Raw genomic sequence first — 15315 nt, 5'->3', positions numbered from 1 at the left:
CCAACCACAAGACGCCATACGAGATACTGATCGGTCTCGTGGGCTCGGAGATGTGTATAAGAGACAGACAGCCTGCCCCACCGCAGCAGCCTGCCGAGATCAGCCTGTCCAAGAACAAGCGCGTCAACCTGGCCAAGGGTCAGAAGGTGACGTTGCGCAAGGATGGCGGCGTCGCGCTCACCCAGGTCCGCATGGGACTCGGATGGGACCCGGTCAAGCAGCGTGGCTTCTTCGGCGGCGGGTCGCAGAGCATCGACCTCGACGCATCGGTGTTGATGTACTCGCGCGGTTCGCTCGCCGAGACCGTCTTCTTCGGCCATCTTCGGAGCCGGGACAACTCGATCGTCCACTCCGGTGACAACCTGACCGGTGCGGGCGAGGGCGACGACGAGGTGATCCGAGTCAACCTGCAGGCGATCCCACCGCAAATCGACAATCTCGCGTTCATCGTGACGTCGTACCGCGGGCAGACCTTCGAGGCGATCGACAACGCCTTCTGCCGACTCGTCGACGACACGACCGGCGCCGAGTTGGCGCGCTTCACACTGCAGGGCGGTATGCCGTTCACCGGCGTGCTCATGGCTGTGATGTCGCGCAGCGGCGGGGACTGGAAGATGCGCGCCGTCGGCGACGGCTTCAAGGCCAAGACCCCGCGGGCTGCGGAGAAATACCTCGGCCGCTACCTGGAGTAGGGCTGCGCGGGCGCGCAGCGGTCACATCGTTGCCGCCGATGAGCTGGCGGCGTCGGCGCGAACGCGGTCGATGGCGACGACGAGCGAGATGATCATCGCTTCGAGCGCGTCGTCGAAGATGTCGACCTCGTAGGTGTCGCCCCAGCTGAGCCACTTCTTGCGAATACTGGCGACCCGCTGACCACTGCGCGAAACGTCGAAGTTCATGTCCCACCAGTCACCGGAGACATCCAGCGCAGCACCCTCGATGAAGTACTTCGGCTTGAAGCTGAACTCCTTGCGGATCGTCGCGACCTCGATGCCCTGCATCTCGACCGTGAACCGTGGCAACAGACTGAACGCGGTCTTCGTGATCTCCGCGATCGGAGCGCCTGCTCCATCGGTCACGGTGAAGCGCTTCGGCACCCGCATGAAGCTGCCCTGCACGTAGTAGCGCGGTTGCTCGGACTCGCCGAACACCGTGAACTTCTCGCCGACCGAGAAGACCTTCTGCTTGATGTACAGCCTCGACACGATGCACCCTCTTCCGCCGTACCGCCCACCATAGCGACGCCCGAGAATCCCGAGTGGGCGCTTCGGAGCGTCGACTGGGCGCTCGAGACTGTCGAGTGGGCGCTCGAGACTGTCGACTGGGCGCTCGAGAGTGTCGACTGGGCGCTCGAGAGTGTCGAGTGGGCGCTTCTGAGCGTCGAGTGTGCGTAGGCCGACGCGATCAGCCACAGTGGGAAGGTGCCCGACAACGCCACGAACGAGTCATCCGTCGCGCCACCGCGCGAGCCCGATTACCGCTTCACGCTCGCAAATGAGCGCACGTTCCTCGCGTGGCAACGCACGGCCCTCGGACTCCTCGCCGCCGCGATCGCTGCGTTGCAGTTCCTGCCCGATCCGACGCACCCCGCGTTTCGGTACGGACTCGGACTGGCTCTCGGACTCCTCGCCATCGTCGTGTCAGCGGGCGGCCTCATCCGGTGGAAGCAGAACGACGACGCGATCCGACACGAGCGGCCACTGCCGAGAAGCTCGCTGATTGCAGTGCTGGGTGTCGCATTGACGGTGATCGCAGCGGCAGCGGTCATCACAGCACTGATCGTCGCGCGACCATGAGCGACCGGTCCGACTCCGCGATGCGCGCCGGATTGCAACCACAGCGCACCGACCTCGCTTGGAGCAGAACGTCATTCGCGATTCTCGTCAACGGTCTTCTCGTCGCCGGTCGCGAGGTGTTGCGACCGAGTTCGTCTCCGACGCCGCTGATTTATGCGCTGTGTGCCGTCGCGGCCGTCGCCTCCGTCGTGGTTGCCGTCATCGGACGTCGACGTCGGCGAGTGCTCGGCGAGCACTCCGCCCCGCTCCACCGCTCGGACACAGCGGCCATCATGACGACGGCTGTCGCGGTGCTGACGACGATCGTCGTGCTTCTCACCGCTGCGCTCGTATAGGAAGGGTCGACGGAGTAGTCGGCCGCGAACTTCCGGTTGCCCAGACGCTCGGATTCCGCGCCTGTGGGCAACCGCAACCGGGGCTCCTACCTAGATACGACGACGCTCGCGCGGGTTATCGCAGGTCGTCGAGCGTGCCCGTCGGAACGTGAATCCAGCCCTCGCGGTGGGCGATCGGTACGTCATCCTCGTCCGGAAGCGCAGTGCCCCCGAGACTTGCCGCACGGGCGATGAGTGCGGTGACGACGGCGTCGAAGGCGTTGTCGTTGACGGCCATGAGTGCAGAGTGTGACCCGAGGTCGAGCCACGGTGCCGCCGCTCGCAGGTCGTCGACGAGTCCGGCGAGCACGGCACGACGCGTCGAGCGCTTGTATCCCCGCGACGTCAGTCCCCAATGTTTTAGTGCGCCAGCGGGATACGCCTCGACGGCCCAGCCGTCGACCCGGTCCGACACAGCGAGGTCGGCAAGCAGACCCGCGCAGCGAAACGCTACGTGCGCGATCTGATCCGCGGATACGCTGAGCGGTCGCCCGAGTCCGTGCTCGACGAGGTAGGAATCGGTGCGTCGGTATGCGAGGGGGCGACGTGACGCGATGTCGTCGAGCTGCGACTTCTTCGGTGTGTCGCCCCGGTGGTGGGCGCTGACGAACTCGACGAAGGCGTCGGGCCACCCGAACGGCGAGTCGATGCCGCAGCGATCCGCGCCGTCGACGAGCGCACGGATCGTCGAATCGTCTGCGGGAGTCACCAATTCGCTTAGCACAGCCGAATACCCACTACCTTCGACGTCGTGTTCACGCCATTCGACGACGGCGACTGCGGTCGACGCGGGCGAGGCAGAGAGGTCGACGCCCGCGGTGATCACGCTCAGATCTTTCCGTCGAGGAACTCCGCGTAGGCAGGAAGGTCGAGTTGACCATGACCCGACAGACCGATCACGACGACCTGCTCGGCAGGGTTGTCGGCGACGTGTTGGGCACACGCGGCGATGGCGTGTGTCGACTCGGGCGCGGGCACGATGCCCTGCGTGCGCGCGAACTGCACGCCGGCGGCGAACGCGTCGTGCTGATCGATTGCCACTCCCTGCACCAGGCCCTGCTCGACGGTGTGGCTCAGCGCGGGCGCCATACCGTGGTAGCGCAGGCCGCCTGCATGGATGGGATCGGGCACGAAATCCATTCCGAGAGTGTGCATCTTGAGAAGTGGAGTCAGTCCCGCGACGTCGCCGTGGTCGTAGCGGTACTCGCCCTGAGTGATCGACGGGCACGCAGAGGGTTCTGCGGCGACCACCCTCGGGTTCGACCGACCGTGGATCTTCTCGCGCAGGAACGGGAACGAGAGACCAGCCAGATTGGAACCGCCACCCGCGCAACCGAATACGACGTCGGCACCACCGGGTTCGACGGCGACGAGCTGTTCGACGGCCTCCTGACCGATCACACTCTGGTGCAGCACAACGTGATTGAGTACGCTGCCGAGCGCGTACCTGGCGTCGGGGTCGTTGGCTGCGACCTCGACGGCCTCACTGACGGCCATCCCGAGACTGCCCGTGGTGTCGGGGGTCTTCGCGAGAATCGCGCGGCCCGACTCGGTCAGCGTCGACGGGCTCGAGTGAATCGTGCCGCCGTATGTGCGGATCAGGTAACCGCGGTATGGCTTCGATTCGTAGGAGGCGCGCACCTGCCAGACCTCGACGTCGATGCCGAACTGTGCACCCGCGAACGCGAGCGCACTGCCCCACTGGCCGGCTCCGGTCTCGGTGGTGAGCTTCCGGACGCCGTCGACGCTGTTGTAATACGCCTGCGCAACAGCGGAATTGGTCTTGTGCGAGCCGACGGGGCTGACTCCCTCGTACTTCACGTAGATTCGCGCGCCCGTGTTGAGCGACTCCTCGAAGCGTCGCGCACGGATGAGCGGCGACGGCCGCCACATCTTGTAGATCTCGCGCACCGGTTCGGGGATCTCGATGTACGGCTCCGTCGAGACCTCCTGCGCGATCAGTCCGCTCGGGAAGAGCGCGACGAGATCGTCGGGCCCGACCGGCTCCTTCGTGCCCGGATGCAGATGCGGCGGGATCGGCTCGGAGAGCTCGGCCGCAAGGTTGTACCAGTGCGTCGGCACGTCCACGGTGATGAGGTCCGGGTTGCTTGCGTCCACGTGCATCGTCATGCGGACACTCTAGTCCGCGTGCGGGCCGCGCCGCGGGCGATGTCGGCGCTCGGCGTCGGGCCGGGTGGTTGGGCCCGCGCACGGCTGCTCGACGTCGGGTGGCGCGACCACCCGACGTCGGGCGCGCCTAGTCCCGTGAGCCGCTCGGGGATGACCACTTCCAGTCGCGCACCTCGGGGAGGTCCTCGAAGTGCTCGCGGACGTAGTCGTGGTGGCGGGCGAGCTGGTTGTTGCAGTACGCCACCAGCTCCTCGGCCTTCTCGGGCGCGCGGCGTGCTCGACGCAGCGCCTCGATCACCAGGTGGTAGCGGCTCATCTTGTTGAGCACCACCATGTCGAACGGTGTTGTGGTCGTGCCCTGTTCGGAGAAGCCGCGCACGTGGAAGCGTCCCGGATGGGTACGCCCGTGCACCAACTGGTGGATCGCGCGCGGGTAGCCGTGGAAGCCGAACACCACGTCGACGTCGCGCGTGAACAGCTCGTTGAACTTGTCGTCGGAGAGTCCGTGCGGGTGATCGTTCTGCGGCAGCAGCACCATCAGGTCCATCACGTTCACCACGCGCACACGCAGATACGGCACCCATTCGCGCAGCAACTGCGCGGCGGCGAGGATCTCCTGCGTCGGAACGTCGCCCGCGCTGGCGAGCACGATGTCGGGTAGCTCGCCCTCGACATTCTCGGTGCCTGCCCAATCCCAGATCGACGCTCCGGCGGCGGCCTGCTTGTTGGCCTCCTCCAGCGAGAGGTACTGCAGATGCGGCTGCTTGTCGACGACGATCAGGTTGACGTGATCGCGGCTGCGGAAGCAGTGATCCGAGATCGACAGCAGCGAGTTCGAGTCCGGCGGCAGCCACACGCGGACCACCTCGGGCGAGAGTGGAAGCACGAGGTCGATCAGTCCAGGGCCCTGGTGAGAGAACCCGTTGTGGTCGTTTCGCCAGCACGTCGACGTCAGCAGGATGTTGAGCGACGCGACGGGCTCACGCCACGGGAGCGTCGCCGCGTGCTGCAACCACTTGGTGTGCTGCACCACCATCGATGCGCTCACCATCGCGAACGCCTCGTAGGTCGCGAACACACCGTGCCGACCGGTCAACGTGTAGCCCTCGAGCCAGCCCTGGCACAGGTGCTCGCTGAGCACCTCCATCACACGACCCGACGGCGAGAGGTTGTCGTCGTATTCGGTGACCGGAAGCTGCCACGCGCGGTCGGTGACCTCGAAGACCGCTCCGAGTCGATTACTCGACGTCTCGTCCGGGCAGAAGAGTCGGAAGGTGCCTCCTCCGTCGGCGTCGGAGTTCTGCGTGTAGATGTCGCGCATGAACTCGCCGAGAACACGGGTCGTTTCGAACGAGACGTCGCCCGGTTCGGGGATGTCGAGCGCGTACTGCTCGATCGGTGGCAGTCGCAGCGGCGAGAGCAACCGTCCGCCGTTGGCATACGGCGTCGCACCCATCCGGAGATCACCCACAGGTGCAAGCGAGGCAATCGATTCGACGATGGCGCCGTTGTCGTCGAAGATCTCCTCCGGCTTGTACGACTTCAGCCACTCCTCGAGGATCGCGAGGTGCTCGGGGTTCTCCCGCACACCCGACAGCGGCACCTGATGCGCCCAGTGCGTGCCCTCGATCTTCTTGCCGTCGACCTCTTTCGGTCCGGTCCAGCCCTTTGGTGTGCGCAATACGATTGCGGGCCAGTGGGTGTCGGGCAGCGTCGACCCGGCGCCGTCGGCGCGGGCCTCGGACTGGATCTCACCGATCCGACGACGGGCCTCCACGATCGCTGCACGCAGATCGGAGAACACCTGAGCCGGATCGTCGCCCTCGACGAACGTCGGAATCCAGCCCTGACCGCGTAGATAGTCGGTCACCTCGGCATCGGTACTGCGGCCGAGGACCGTCGGACCTGCGATCTTCGCTCCATTGAGGTGCAGGATCGGCAGCACGGCGCCGTCGCGCGCGGCGTTGAGGAAGGCGGGAATCTTCCATGATCCCGACAGCGGGCCGGTCTCGGCCTCACCGTCGCCGATGACACATGCGACGGTCAGGTCGGGGTTGTCGTAGGCCGCGCCGGCTGCGTGTACCAGTGCATATCCGAGCTCGCCGCCCTCGTGGATACTTCCCGGGGTCTGCACGCTCACGTGACTGGGGATGCCGCCGGGCGTCGAGAACTGACGGCAGAGACGCTTCACGCCGTCGGCGTCGAGAGAGATCTTCGGGTAGACCTCGGTGTAGGTGCCTTCGAGGTAGGTGTTCGCGACAAGCGCCGGGCCGCCATGTCCGGGGCCGGTGATGTACAGCCACGAACTGTCGGACTCCTTGATGATCCGATTCAGCACCGTGTAGATCGCCGAGAGTCCCGGGCTGGTTCCCCAGTGGCCGAGCAGCCGAGGCTTGATGTGGTCGCGCGAAAGTGGTTCGCGCAGCAAGACATTGTCTTGCAGATAAATCTGGGCGACGGTGAGGTAATTCGCCGCCGCCCACCATCGCAGGTCGGCGTCAAGATCCGCCTGCTCGTACGCGCGCTGTTGGGTGGAGACCTCGGTCATGCGGGTTCCCTTCGAACTCGTCGACTCCTGATGGTGCTCTTATCCATTCCCCCTTCCATCAGTTCTACGCGGACACCAAGCCGCGCGCGCGGCTCTTCACCGTAAATTCGCCCAAGGTGTTACCCAGCGGGCCGTTTCCGAGGTGCAAAGCCGCCACTCAGTCCGGAAGCATCGGGGCGTCGTCGCCGTGGTGGCGCCCCAGGAGTACGCCGCGGGTGACGGCGTCGCGGCCGAATCGCGTTCTCAGATCGTCCATCGCGGTGTCGAGGTGAGCGCCCCGACCGCTGAGTGGACTCGACGCCCCGACAGCGCGCACCCGGCGGTCGGCGGGGTCGGGTTGATCGAAGGGCAGTGTCAGCTGTATCGAGTCACGCTCGTCGAGTCCGGTGAGCGACAACCCGATCAACGTGCAGCCACGGTCGCGGATCACGGGCAGGGCGTCGTCGAGCAATCCACGCGCCGACGACATGATCACGTCGGTGCGATCGGTGACGTCGGAGAGTGTCCGCGATCGGGTTGCACGCGAGAAGTCGTCGAATCGGAGACGCAATACGACTGTGCGACAGACTCGTTCGGCATTGCGGAGGCGACGTCCGAGGCGTTCGACGATCGCGACGACGGTCGCTTCGAGGTCGGCTTCGCTCTTCGGTCGGCGACCGAGCGCTCGTTGCGAACCGATCGACGAGCGTCGACGCCCGGTCTCGACACGACGCGGATCGGTGGCCATCGACAGCGCGAAGAGGTGACGCGCAGAGCCCGGCCCGACGATGTGCTTGAGCGAACGCTCGCCGAGCCGGGCGATCCCGCCGACCGTGGTGACGCCCGCGTCGTGGAGTTTGGCCTCGGTCACCGGTCCGACGCCCCACAGCCTCCGAACCGGCAGCGGGTGCAAGAACGCGATCTCGGTTCCCGGTGCCACTTCGAGCAGCCCGTCCGGTTTGCCGACGGCGCTGGCAACCTTCGCGAGGAATTTGGTGCGCGCAAGACCCACGGTGATCGGCAGTCCCACCTCGGCGCGGACGCGTGTACGCAGACGCTCCGCGATCTCGACCGGCGTTCCCGACACCCGGCGCAGGCCCGCGACGTCGAGGAACGCCTCGTCGACCGAGATGCCCTCGACGATGGGCGTGGTGTCGTGGAAGATCTCGAAGACCGCGCGGCTGGCCTCGACGTAGGCGTCGAAGCGCGGCGGCACCACGATCGCGCGCGGGCACAGCGCCCGCGCCTCGTGGCCCGGCATCGGCGACCGCACGCCGAACGCCTTGGCCTCGTAGCTTGCGGCGAGCACGACACCCCCACCGACAAGCACCGGCCGGCCACGTAGCGCCGGGTTGTCGCGCTGCTCGACCGACGCATAGAACGAGTCGAGATCGGCGTGCAGTATCGACGCCTCGTGCCGCTCGCGTCGCTCGATCCGCATAGAACACATGTTCGCATGCGGGTCTGACTTTTCTCTACGCCAGACCGGTGACGATCAACCCGTGCGAGACCTCCGCCGCCACGCGTCCTTGTCGGTGGCGCGGTCGTCCTGAACCGCGGGAGGCCAGGTGGCAGCGCCCAGCTCGCGCGAGGTGTTGCGGGCGACGTCACGCAGCATGGACGCGACCGACGACTCGAGTGGCCACTGCTCGACGTCGGCGACGACGCCGACAGCTCCGATCGGACCGCCCATCCGATCGGTCAAGACGGCTGCGAGTTCGCACTCTCCGAGCACAGCCTCTTCGACTGACTCGGCGAGACCGGTCGCGCGCACATCGGCGAGCGTCGCGCGCAGGGCCGCCGGGTCGGTGAGGGTCGAGCCGGTCATGTCACGCAGGTCGGCGCCGAGAATGTCGTCGGTCAGCTTGGCGTCGAACGCCATGATGGCCTTGCCCAGCGCCGACGCATGCGCGGGGATGACGATTCCGACCTCGGGCATCTGCCGCGAACCGTCGAGCCTTGGCTGGTGATGGACCACCACGACGTCGTCGATGAGCATCACCGCGGTGCGGACCGCGAGTCCGCTGCGTCGTGCGAGATCCTCGGCCCACGGAGCGATCCGCGCGCGCATTTCGAGGCTGTCGAGGTAGACGTTGCCGAAGGTGAGAACCGCAGGTCCGAGGCGGTAGCGACCCGAGTCGCGCTCCTGCACGACCATCCGGTGGGCGAGCAGCGTGCGGACGATGCCGTGGACGGTCGACGGCGGCAGCTCGAGCCTCTCGGCGATCTGTCCGAGACTCATCCTGTGGTCGCCCGCAAGCACCGTGAGCACGCGGAGCGCGCGGTCTACGGACTGAATCATCCCGACATTCTCGCAGCAATCGCTTCAGCCATCTGCTCGAGGCGAGATCTCCTCGGTTCCATCTGTGAAAAGTATTGCCCGTCACATCTTGTGTGGCGTAGTGTGACGTTTCATTCGATAATGCCGAATGAATCAATCGGCGTCACCGCACGCCCCCGTAGGAGTTGTGGCTCATGAAGAAATTCATCAACGAGCCGGCCGATGTGCTGGCCGACGCACTGCGCGGGGTTGCGGCCGCGCATCCCCGACTGCGCGTCGACCACGAGAACAGGGTGATCTTCCGCGCCGAGGGACCGCGCAGAGGAAAGGTCGGGTTGGTCTCCGGCGGAGGGAGCGGACACGAGCCACTGCACGGCGGCTTCGTCGGTCCGGGCATGCTCGACGCCGCCGCCTGCGGCGAGGTCTTCACATCGCCCGTTCCCGACCAGATCCTGGCCGCCACCAGCGGTGTCGACGGTGGGGTTGGCGTGTTGCACATCGTGAAGAACTACAGCGGCGACGTGATGAACTTCGAGATGGCCGCAGAGCTTGCCGACGTCGAGGTGGTGTCTGTCATCGTCGACGACGACGTTGCGGTCACCGACAGCAGCTTCACCGTCGGTCGACGCGGTGTCGCGGGCACGGTCTTCGTCGAGAAGATCGCCGGGGCGGTCGCCGAGCGCGGCGCCGACCTCGCCGAAGTCGCCCGACTGGCACGCAAGACAGATGACAACGCGCGCACCATGGGCCTCGCCCTCACCTCCTGCACGGTCCCCGCGGTCGGTCACCCGACGTTCGATCTGCCCGAGAATCAGATCGAACTCGGCGTCGGCATCCACGGCGAACCGGGCCGCAAACGCGTCGAACTGCCTTCGGCGAACGAGATGGCGCAGATGCTGATCGATCCGGTTCTCGCAGACCTCGACTTCACCGTCGGTGAGAACGGGGTAGTCCTGCTGGTCAACGGCCTCGGTGGGACACCCCTGATCGAGCTCTATCTGATGTGCGCCGAGTTCTCACGACTCCTCGACGCCGCAGGCATCACGGCAACGCGCACCCTCGTCGGCAACTACGTCACCAGCCTCGACATGGCGGGCTGTTCGGTCTCGCTGCTGCGACTCGACGACGAGCTCACCGAACTGTGGGACGCTCCGGTCGACACACCGAACCTGCACTGGGCTTGATCGAAAGGGCACGTCATGACAACCATCACCACTGACACCATCGCGACCTGGCTCCGTCTGTTCACCAGCGACGTAGTGGCCAACGTCGACGAACTGACCCAACTCGACGCCGCGATCGGCGACGCCGACCACGGATCGAACATGGAACGCGGCATGACCGCCGTCGTCGACGGACTCGCCGACAGTCCGGACCTGCCGGGACCGCTATTGAAGAAGGCCGGCATGACACTCGTCAGCAAGGTAGGCGGAGCCAGCGGCCCGCTGTACGGCACCCTGCTGCTGCGGATGGCGGGCGCCATCGGCGACAGCACGGAGATCGACGACGCAACACTCGCCGCGGCCCTGCGTGCGGGGCTCGCCGGTGTGGTCGACCGCGGGCACGCACAGGCTGGCGACAAGACCATGTTCGACGCACTCAACCCCGCTTGCGACGCCCTCGACGCCGCGCTCGCCGACGGCGCAGCACTGCCGAAAGCACTGCAGGTCGCCGCCGACGCTGCCGCTGCCGGACGCGACTCGACCGTCGACATGGTGGCCCGCAAGGGTCGTGCGTCGTATCTCGGAGAGCGCAGCGTCGGACATCAGGATCCGGGAGCGACGAGCGCGACGATGCTCGTCGACGCACTCGCCGAAGCCGTGAACGCGGCCGGCACGCCATGACCGGGCTGGTGGTCGTCTCCCACAGCAGAGCGCTTGCCGACGCCGCGGTGGCACTGGCATCGGAGATGCTCCACGGATCGACGACGCGCATCGCCGTCGCCGCAGGACTCGACGCCGAGACCTTCGGCACCGACGCCACGGCCATCGTCGACGCGATCGAGAAGGCGGACGACGGCCAGGGCGTCGTGGTGTTGATGGATCTCGGAAGTGCTGTTCTGTCAGCCGAACTCGCGCTCGAACTGATCGATCCGGAGGTCCGCGAGCGCACCATGCTGTCTGCGGCACCACTGGTGGAGGGACTCATGGCCGCGGCCGTGACCGCCGCCTCTGGGGCTTCACCCTCCGACGTCGCTGCCGAGGCGGGGCAGGCGCTGACGCCGAAGCGATCGGCGCTGGGCGTCGAGGATCTGCCGGCGAGTGGTGAGGATATGTCGCCAGGCGGTGAGTCCGCCGTCGTCGAGGTCGAGAACCCGCATGGCCTCCACGCCCGACCCGCCGCCCGATTGGTCACGGAGGCAGGGCAATTCGACGCCGAGGTCACGCTGCGCAACCTCGACACCGGCGCCGGTCCAGCGTCGGCGAGGAGCCTGTCGCAGGTCGCCGGCCTCGCCGTGCGGTGCGGCCAGCACCTCGAGATCGGCGCGAGCGGCCCAGACGCACAGGCCGCCGTCGAGCATCTGACCGCGCTGGCGCGCAACCGCTTTGGCGAGGAGGAAGCCCCCGCCTCTTCCGCAGGTCGAGCTGTCCCCTATGCTGGTCGAGCGTCAACTCCCGCCGGTCGAGCCGCCCCTACCGCTGGTCGAGCTTGTCGAGACCACCCCGCCCTGCCCGCGTCGCCCGGGATCGCGATCGGTCCGGTGTTCACTCCCGCGGTCGTCGACGTCGAGCCCCCGGACGAACAGTTCGACTCCGCCGACGCCCAGTCCGCCAGACTGCGCGACGCCCTCGACGCTGTACGCGCCGACATCGAGAGCCTCCGCGCCACGACGGCACAGCACAGCCCCGCCGACGCCGCCATCTTCGACGCCCACCTGGTGATGCTCGACGATCCGGATCTCGTGGCCGCAGCCCTCGAGCGCATCGAGTCCGGCGTGCCCGCATCGCGCGCGTGGGCGGAGGCAGTGGCGGCCGTCGAAAACGAATGGCGCGCCGTCGACGATCCCTACCTGCGCGAACGCGCCGTCGACGTGCACGCGGTCGGGCAGCAGGTACTGCGCAAGCTGGCCGGCATTCCGGACGCGACTATCGATGGCACCGGCGTCCTCGTCGTCGACGATCTGCTGCCGGCACAGGCGGCCGTCCTCGACGCCGAGAAGGTCGCAGGCGTCATCCTCGCGGGCGGGAGCCCAACCAGTCACGCCGCAATCCTCGCCCGCGCGCGAGGTATCCCCGCAGTCGTCGCGGCGGGCCCCGACGTCTTGGCCACCGAACCCGGTGTCACCGTCGCCCTCGACGGATCGACCGGCGAGATCATCGTCGACCCTGACAGTCAGACCCTCGAACGGCTACGCGGCGAGGCGTCGCGTGCCGCAGAGCGCGGAGAACTCGCCCGGGCATCGGCGCACGAGTCCGCGAGCACCGCCGACGGCACGCGAATACTGGTGGCAGCCAACCTCGGTTCCGTCGAGGATGCACGCGCCGCCGCCGAAAGCGGCGCGGACGGTTCAGGATTGGTCCGTACCGAATTCCTCTACCTCGACCGTGCGCAGCCACCCTCCGTCGACGAGCAGATCGACACCTACCTCGCGATGGCCGATGCCCTTGGCGGCCAACGCATCACACTGCGCACACTCGATGTCGGAGGCGACAAACCACTACGGTTCGCACCGCAACCCGCCGAAGAGAACCCCTTCCTCGGTCTTCGTGGGCTCCGCCTCGCACTGGCGGAGAAGACCCTCTTCGACGACCAGCTCCGAGCCATCGTCACTGTCGCGCACCAGACCCCGATCAGCGTCATGTTCCCGATGGTGACCACCGTCGACGAGTTACTTACTGCTCGAGAGCATCTCGACGCCGCGATCACTTCCGTCGGACGTGGTGAACCGGCGGGACTCGAGGTGGGAATCATGATCGAGGTCCCCGCAGCAGCCCTCAAGACCGCCGCCTTCGCGCCGCACGTCAACTTCTTCAGTATCGGTACCAACGACCTCACGCAGTACACGTTGGCCGCAGAACGCGGCAACACTTCCGTTGCAGCGCTTGCCGATCCACTCGATCCCGCAGTCGTCACACTGATCAACAGGGTCTGCCGCGGTGCCGGACCCGACCGTCTCGTAGCGGTCTGCGGAGAGTTGGCAGCCGACGAGACGGCAACCGATCTCCTTGTTGCGCTTGGGGTTCGCGAGTTGAGCGTCGCTCCCCGCGCCGTACCTCCGATCAAACAGGCAGTACGTGGTATCGATGTCACGACCAACCCCAGGCTCGTCGAACGGTGCCTCGAAGCCGACACTGCTGCCTCGGTGCGCGCGGCGCTCACCTAGTGAGCAGCGTCGCTCGATAGACTCGAACGCATGCAGGTCATCACGCGAGCGAACACCGTCGACGGGGTTTACGAGGTCGAGAAGTGACAACACCAAGTGCCACAATCGGACTGGGCCTGGCAGCCGTCGGCCGTCCGGCATACATCACGACGGGCCGAGACTACGACCTCGGCGACGAGCGCAGCATCGAGGACATGCGTGCGCGCACGTACGCAGTGCTCGACGCCGCCTACGCCGACGGGGTGCGCTACCTCGACTGCGCGCGGTCGTACGGATTGTCGGAGCAGTTCCTCGCGGACTGGTTGAGTGATCGACCCGACGTCGACGACGTGGTCGTCGCCTCGAAGTGGGGTTACCGCTACGTCGGCGAATGGGAACTCGACGCCGCGGTCCACGAGGTGAAGGACCACAGTCTCGGCGAGTTCGTCGACCAGTGGACGGCGAGCCATTCGATACTCGGCGAAGCACTCTCCATCTACCAGATCCACTCACTGACACCCGACAGCCCGGCACTGAGCAACCCCGCACTGCTCGACGCTCTCGCCCGAGTGCGCGACGACGGCTACCGCATCGGCTTCTCGACGTCGGGTCCGTCGCAGGCCGGCGTTGTGCGACAAGCGATCTCGATCGAGATCGGTGGGGCGCCGCTCTTCAGGGTCGTCCAGTCGACGTGGAATCTGCTGGAGACGTCGGTGGGACCAGCGCTGGCGGAGGCCGCGGAGGCGGGCCTGTCGGTGGTCGTGAAGGAGGGCATGGCCAACGGTCGGTTGGCGCCCGGCGTCGACGACGATTCCGACGCCCGACGCGCCGTCGACCGTGTTGCGGCCGAACTGGATGTGCCCGCCGACCAGGTCGCGTTGGCGGCCGCGCTGGCCCAGCCGTGGGCCGCATACGTGTTGTCGGGTGCGGTGAGCGTCGAGCAGGTCGACAGCAACGTCGCCGCGAACACCGTGACACTCGAACCCGCAGTCCTCGCGGAACTCGTCGCGCTGCCCGAGCCGCCCGCCGACTACTGGTCGAAGCGGTCGCAGCGCGACTGGAGCTAGCGCTGACTGCTATCGGGCTGGCAACCTGCGCGCATGCAGCACCACGTCGTCGATGTGGTGCCCGCCGCCCGCGGGGATGCCGCGCGGACGAGTCTCATGGGTGAGGATCTCCCAGTCGCCTTCGTTGGATTCACCGTCCGTGGACCGGCCCTCGAGCAGGGTCGCGATGTCGTCCGGTTGCACGTAGTCGGCGGGGTCGAATCCGTGCGCGCGCACACCTTCTGGCGCGTGTGCCACCACCAGCAGTGAGCCGCCCGGCCCGACAGCGTCGACGAGTTTCTGTGCCACCGCACGGTTTTCGGCGAGGATGGGGAAGTAGTGCGCCGCGACAAGCCCGAAGTCGCGACCCGGGACGTCGTCGACGACGAGATCTGCTTGCAGCCAGGTGATCTCGGGTCCGGGGAAGCTCCCCCGGGCGCGGTCGACGGCGACCTGCGAGATGTCGATCGCAGTGACCTGCCAGCCGCGCTCGGCGAGCCAACGGGCATCGGCGCCTTCACCACTTCCGACGTCGAGCGCGGTGCCCGGCGCGAGGTCGGAGGCCTCCGCGATCAAGGAGGGATTCACGTTCGACGTCCAGAGGCGCTCGGTGTCGGCGTACCTCGCGTCCCACTCGGCCGCCGTGTGCGGGTTCTGGTCGCCTGTGTTCTGCTGACCGTGTGCAGTGCTCATGCGTCGAGCGTGGCACGGCCGCCGCGCGGCGTCGAGCAGCGTTGCGCCGGAGGCAAGAAGTGGTCTCGACAGGCTCGACCAGCGGGGTGGGCTCGACCAGCGGGGTGGGCGCTCGACAAGCTCGACCAGCGGGGTGGGCGCTCGACCAGCGGGGTGGTCTCGACA

General features: G+C 67.0%; 14 protein-coding genes. 7 read left to right on the top strand and 7 right to left on the bottom strand.

The features are described from left to right. Positions 1 to 692 (top strand): TerD family protein (locus A5788_RS11660; RefSeq protein WP_197502761.1); only part of this gene is annotated, 692 nt, incomplete at its 5' end. 21 nt (positions 693 to 713) lie between these two features. Here A5788_RS11660 and A5788_RS11655 read toward each other — a convergent pair. Then, the gene (locus tag A5788_RS11655) at positions 714 to 1412 is read right to left on the bottom strand and encodes an LURP-one-related/scramblase family protein (RefSeq protein ID WP_231895467.1); all 699 of its coding nucleotides are present in this window, start codon (positions 1410 to 1412) and stop codon (positions 714 to 716) included. Positions 1413 to 1421: 9 nt separating this feature from the next. On the opposite strand from A5788_RS11655, the gene A5788_RS11650 reads away from it, so the two are divergent. Further along, on the top strand, positions 1422 to 1796 hold the full coding sequence (locus tag A5788_RS11650; RefSeq protein WP_049699251.1) for a YidH family protein: 375 nt from the start codon (positions 1422 to 1424) through the stop codon (positions 1794 to 1796). Then, positions 1793 to 2131 carry a DUF202 domain-containing protein gene (locus A5788_RS11645; protein ID WP_064866768.1) on the top strand — a complete coding sequence of 113 codons (339 nt, stop codon included), beginning with the start codon at positions 1793 to 1795 and terminating at the stop codon, positions 2129 to 2131. Before A5788_RS11650 ends, A5788_RS11645 begins: the two co-directional genes overlap by 4 nt. Positions 2132 to 2246: 115 nt before the next feature. Here the strand turns inward: A5788_RS11645 and A5788_RS11640 are convergent, their stop codons facing one another. The 5 genes from A5788_RS11640 to A5788_RS11620 all read right to left on the bottom strand — a co-directional run bounded on the left by A5788_RS11640 (position 2247) and on the right by A5788_RS11620 (position 9129). Next, the gene (locus A5788_RS11640; protein WP_064866770.1) at positions 2247 to 2996 is read right to left on the bottom strand and encodes a DUF429 domain-containing protein; all 750 of its coding nucleotides are present in this window, start codon (positions 2994 to 2996) and stop codon (positions 2247 to 2249) included. Positions 2997 to 2998: 2 nt separating this feature from the next. After that, entirely contained in the window at positions 2999 to 4300 is a 1302-nt protein-coding gene (locus tag A5788_RS11635; protein WP_064866772.1) for a TrpB-like pyridoxal phosphate-dependent enzyme, read from the bottom strand. A 127-nt stretch (positions 4301 to 4427) separates the two neighbouring features. Further along, positions 4428 to 6848 carry a phosphoketolase family protein gene (locus A5788_RS11630; RefSeq protein ID WP_049699247.1) on the bottom strand — a complete coding sequence of 807 codons (2421 nt, stop codon included), beginning with the start codon at positions 6846 to 6848 and terminating at the stop codon, positions 4428 to 4430. Between the two features lie 157 nt (positions 6849 to 7005). Beyond that, the gene (dinB, locus tag A5788_RS11625) at positions 7006 to 8268 is read right to left on the bottom strand and encodes a DNA polymerase IV (protein WP_064866774.1); all 1263 of its coding nucleotides are present in this window, start codon (positions 8266 to 8268) and stop codon (positions 7006 to 7008) included. 54 nt (positions 8269 to 8322) lie between these two features. Next, complete coding sequence (locus A5788_RS11620; protein ID WP_064866776.1) at positions 8323 to 9129, bottom strand: IclR family transcriptional regulator; 807 nt, start codon at positions 9127 to 9129, stop codon at positions 8323 to 8325. 173 nt (positions 9130 to 9302) lie between these two features. On the opposite strand from A5788_RS11620, the gene dhaK reads away from it, so the two are divergent. The 4 genes from dhaK (at position 9303) to A5788_RS11600 (ending at position 14478) form a co-directional block, all read left to right on the top strand. Then, a complete protein-coding gene (gene dhaK / locus A5788_RS11615; protein WP_049699241.1) occupies positions 9303 to 10292 on the top strand; it encodes a dihydroxyacetone kinase subunit DhaK in 990 nt (329 codons plus the stop codon). A gap of 15 nt (positions 10293 to 10307) precedes the next feature. Further along, positions 10308 to 10952 (top strand): dihydroxyacetone kinase subunit DhaL, encoded by a 645-nt coding sequence (gene dhaL, locus A5788_RS11610; RefSeq protein WP_064866777.1) that lies wholly within the window; start codon positions 10308 to 10310, stop codon positions 10950 to 10952. Next, a complete protein-coding gene (gene ptsP / locus A5788_RS11605) occupies positions 10949 to 13432 on the top strand; it encodes a phosphoenolpyruvate--protein phosphotransferase (protein WP_064868404.1) in 2484 nt (827 codons plus the stop codon). The genes dhaL and ptsP overlap by 4 nt, the downstream gene beginning before the upstream one ends. Before the next feature lie 83 nt (positions 13433 to 13515). Beyond that, entirely contained in the window at positions 13516 to 14478 is a 963-nt protein-coding gene (locus A5788_RS11600) for an aldo/keto reductase (protein ID WP_064866781.1), read from the top strand. 9 nt (positions 14479 to 14487) lie between these two features. Here A5788_RS11600 and A5788_RS11595 read toward each other — a convergent pair whose 3' ends face one another. Continuing rightward, positions 14488 to 15150, bottom strand: a complete 663-nt coding sequence (locus A5788_RS11595) for a class I SAM-dependent methyltransferase (RefSeq protein WP_064866783.1) — start codon at positions 15148 to 15150, stop codon at positions 14488 to 14490. Positions 15151 to 15315 lie beyond the last annotated feature (165 nt).

Origin of the sequence: Gordonia sp. 852002-50816_SCH5313054-c, from assembly GCF_001665925.1 — a bacterium.
GTDB classification, from domain to species: domain Bacteria; phylum Actinomycetota; class Actinomycetes; order Mycobacteriales; family Mycobacteriaceae; genus Gordonia; species Gordonia jacobaea.
Note: the sequence above shows the minus strand (reverse complement) of the source record. Positions and strands in the feature narration are given on the sequence as shown.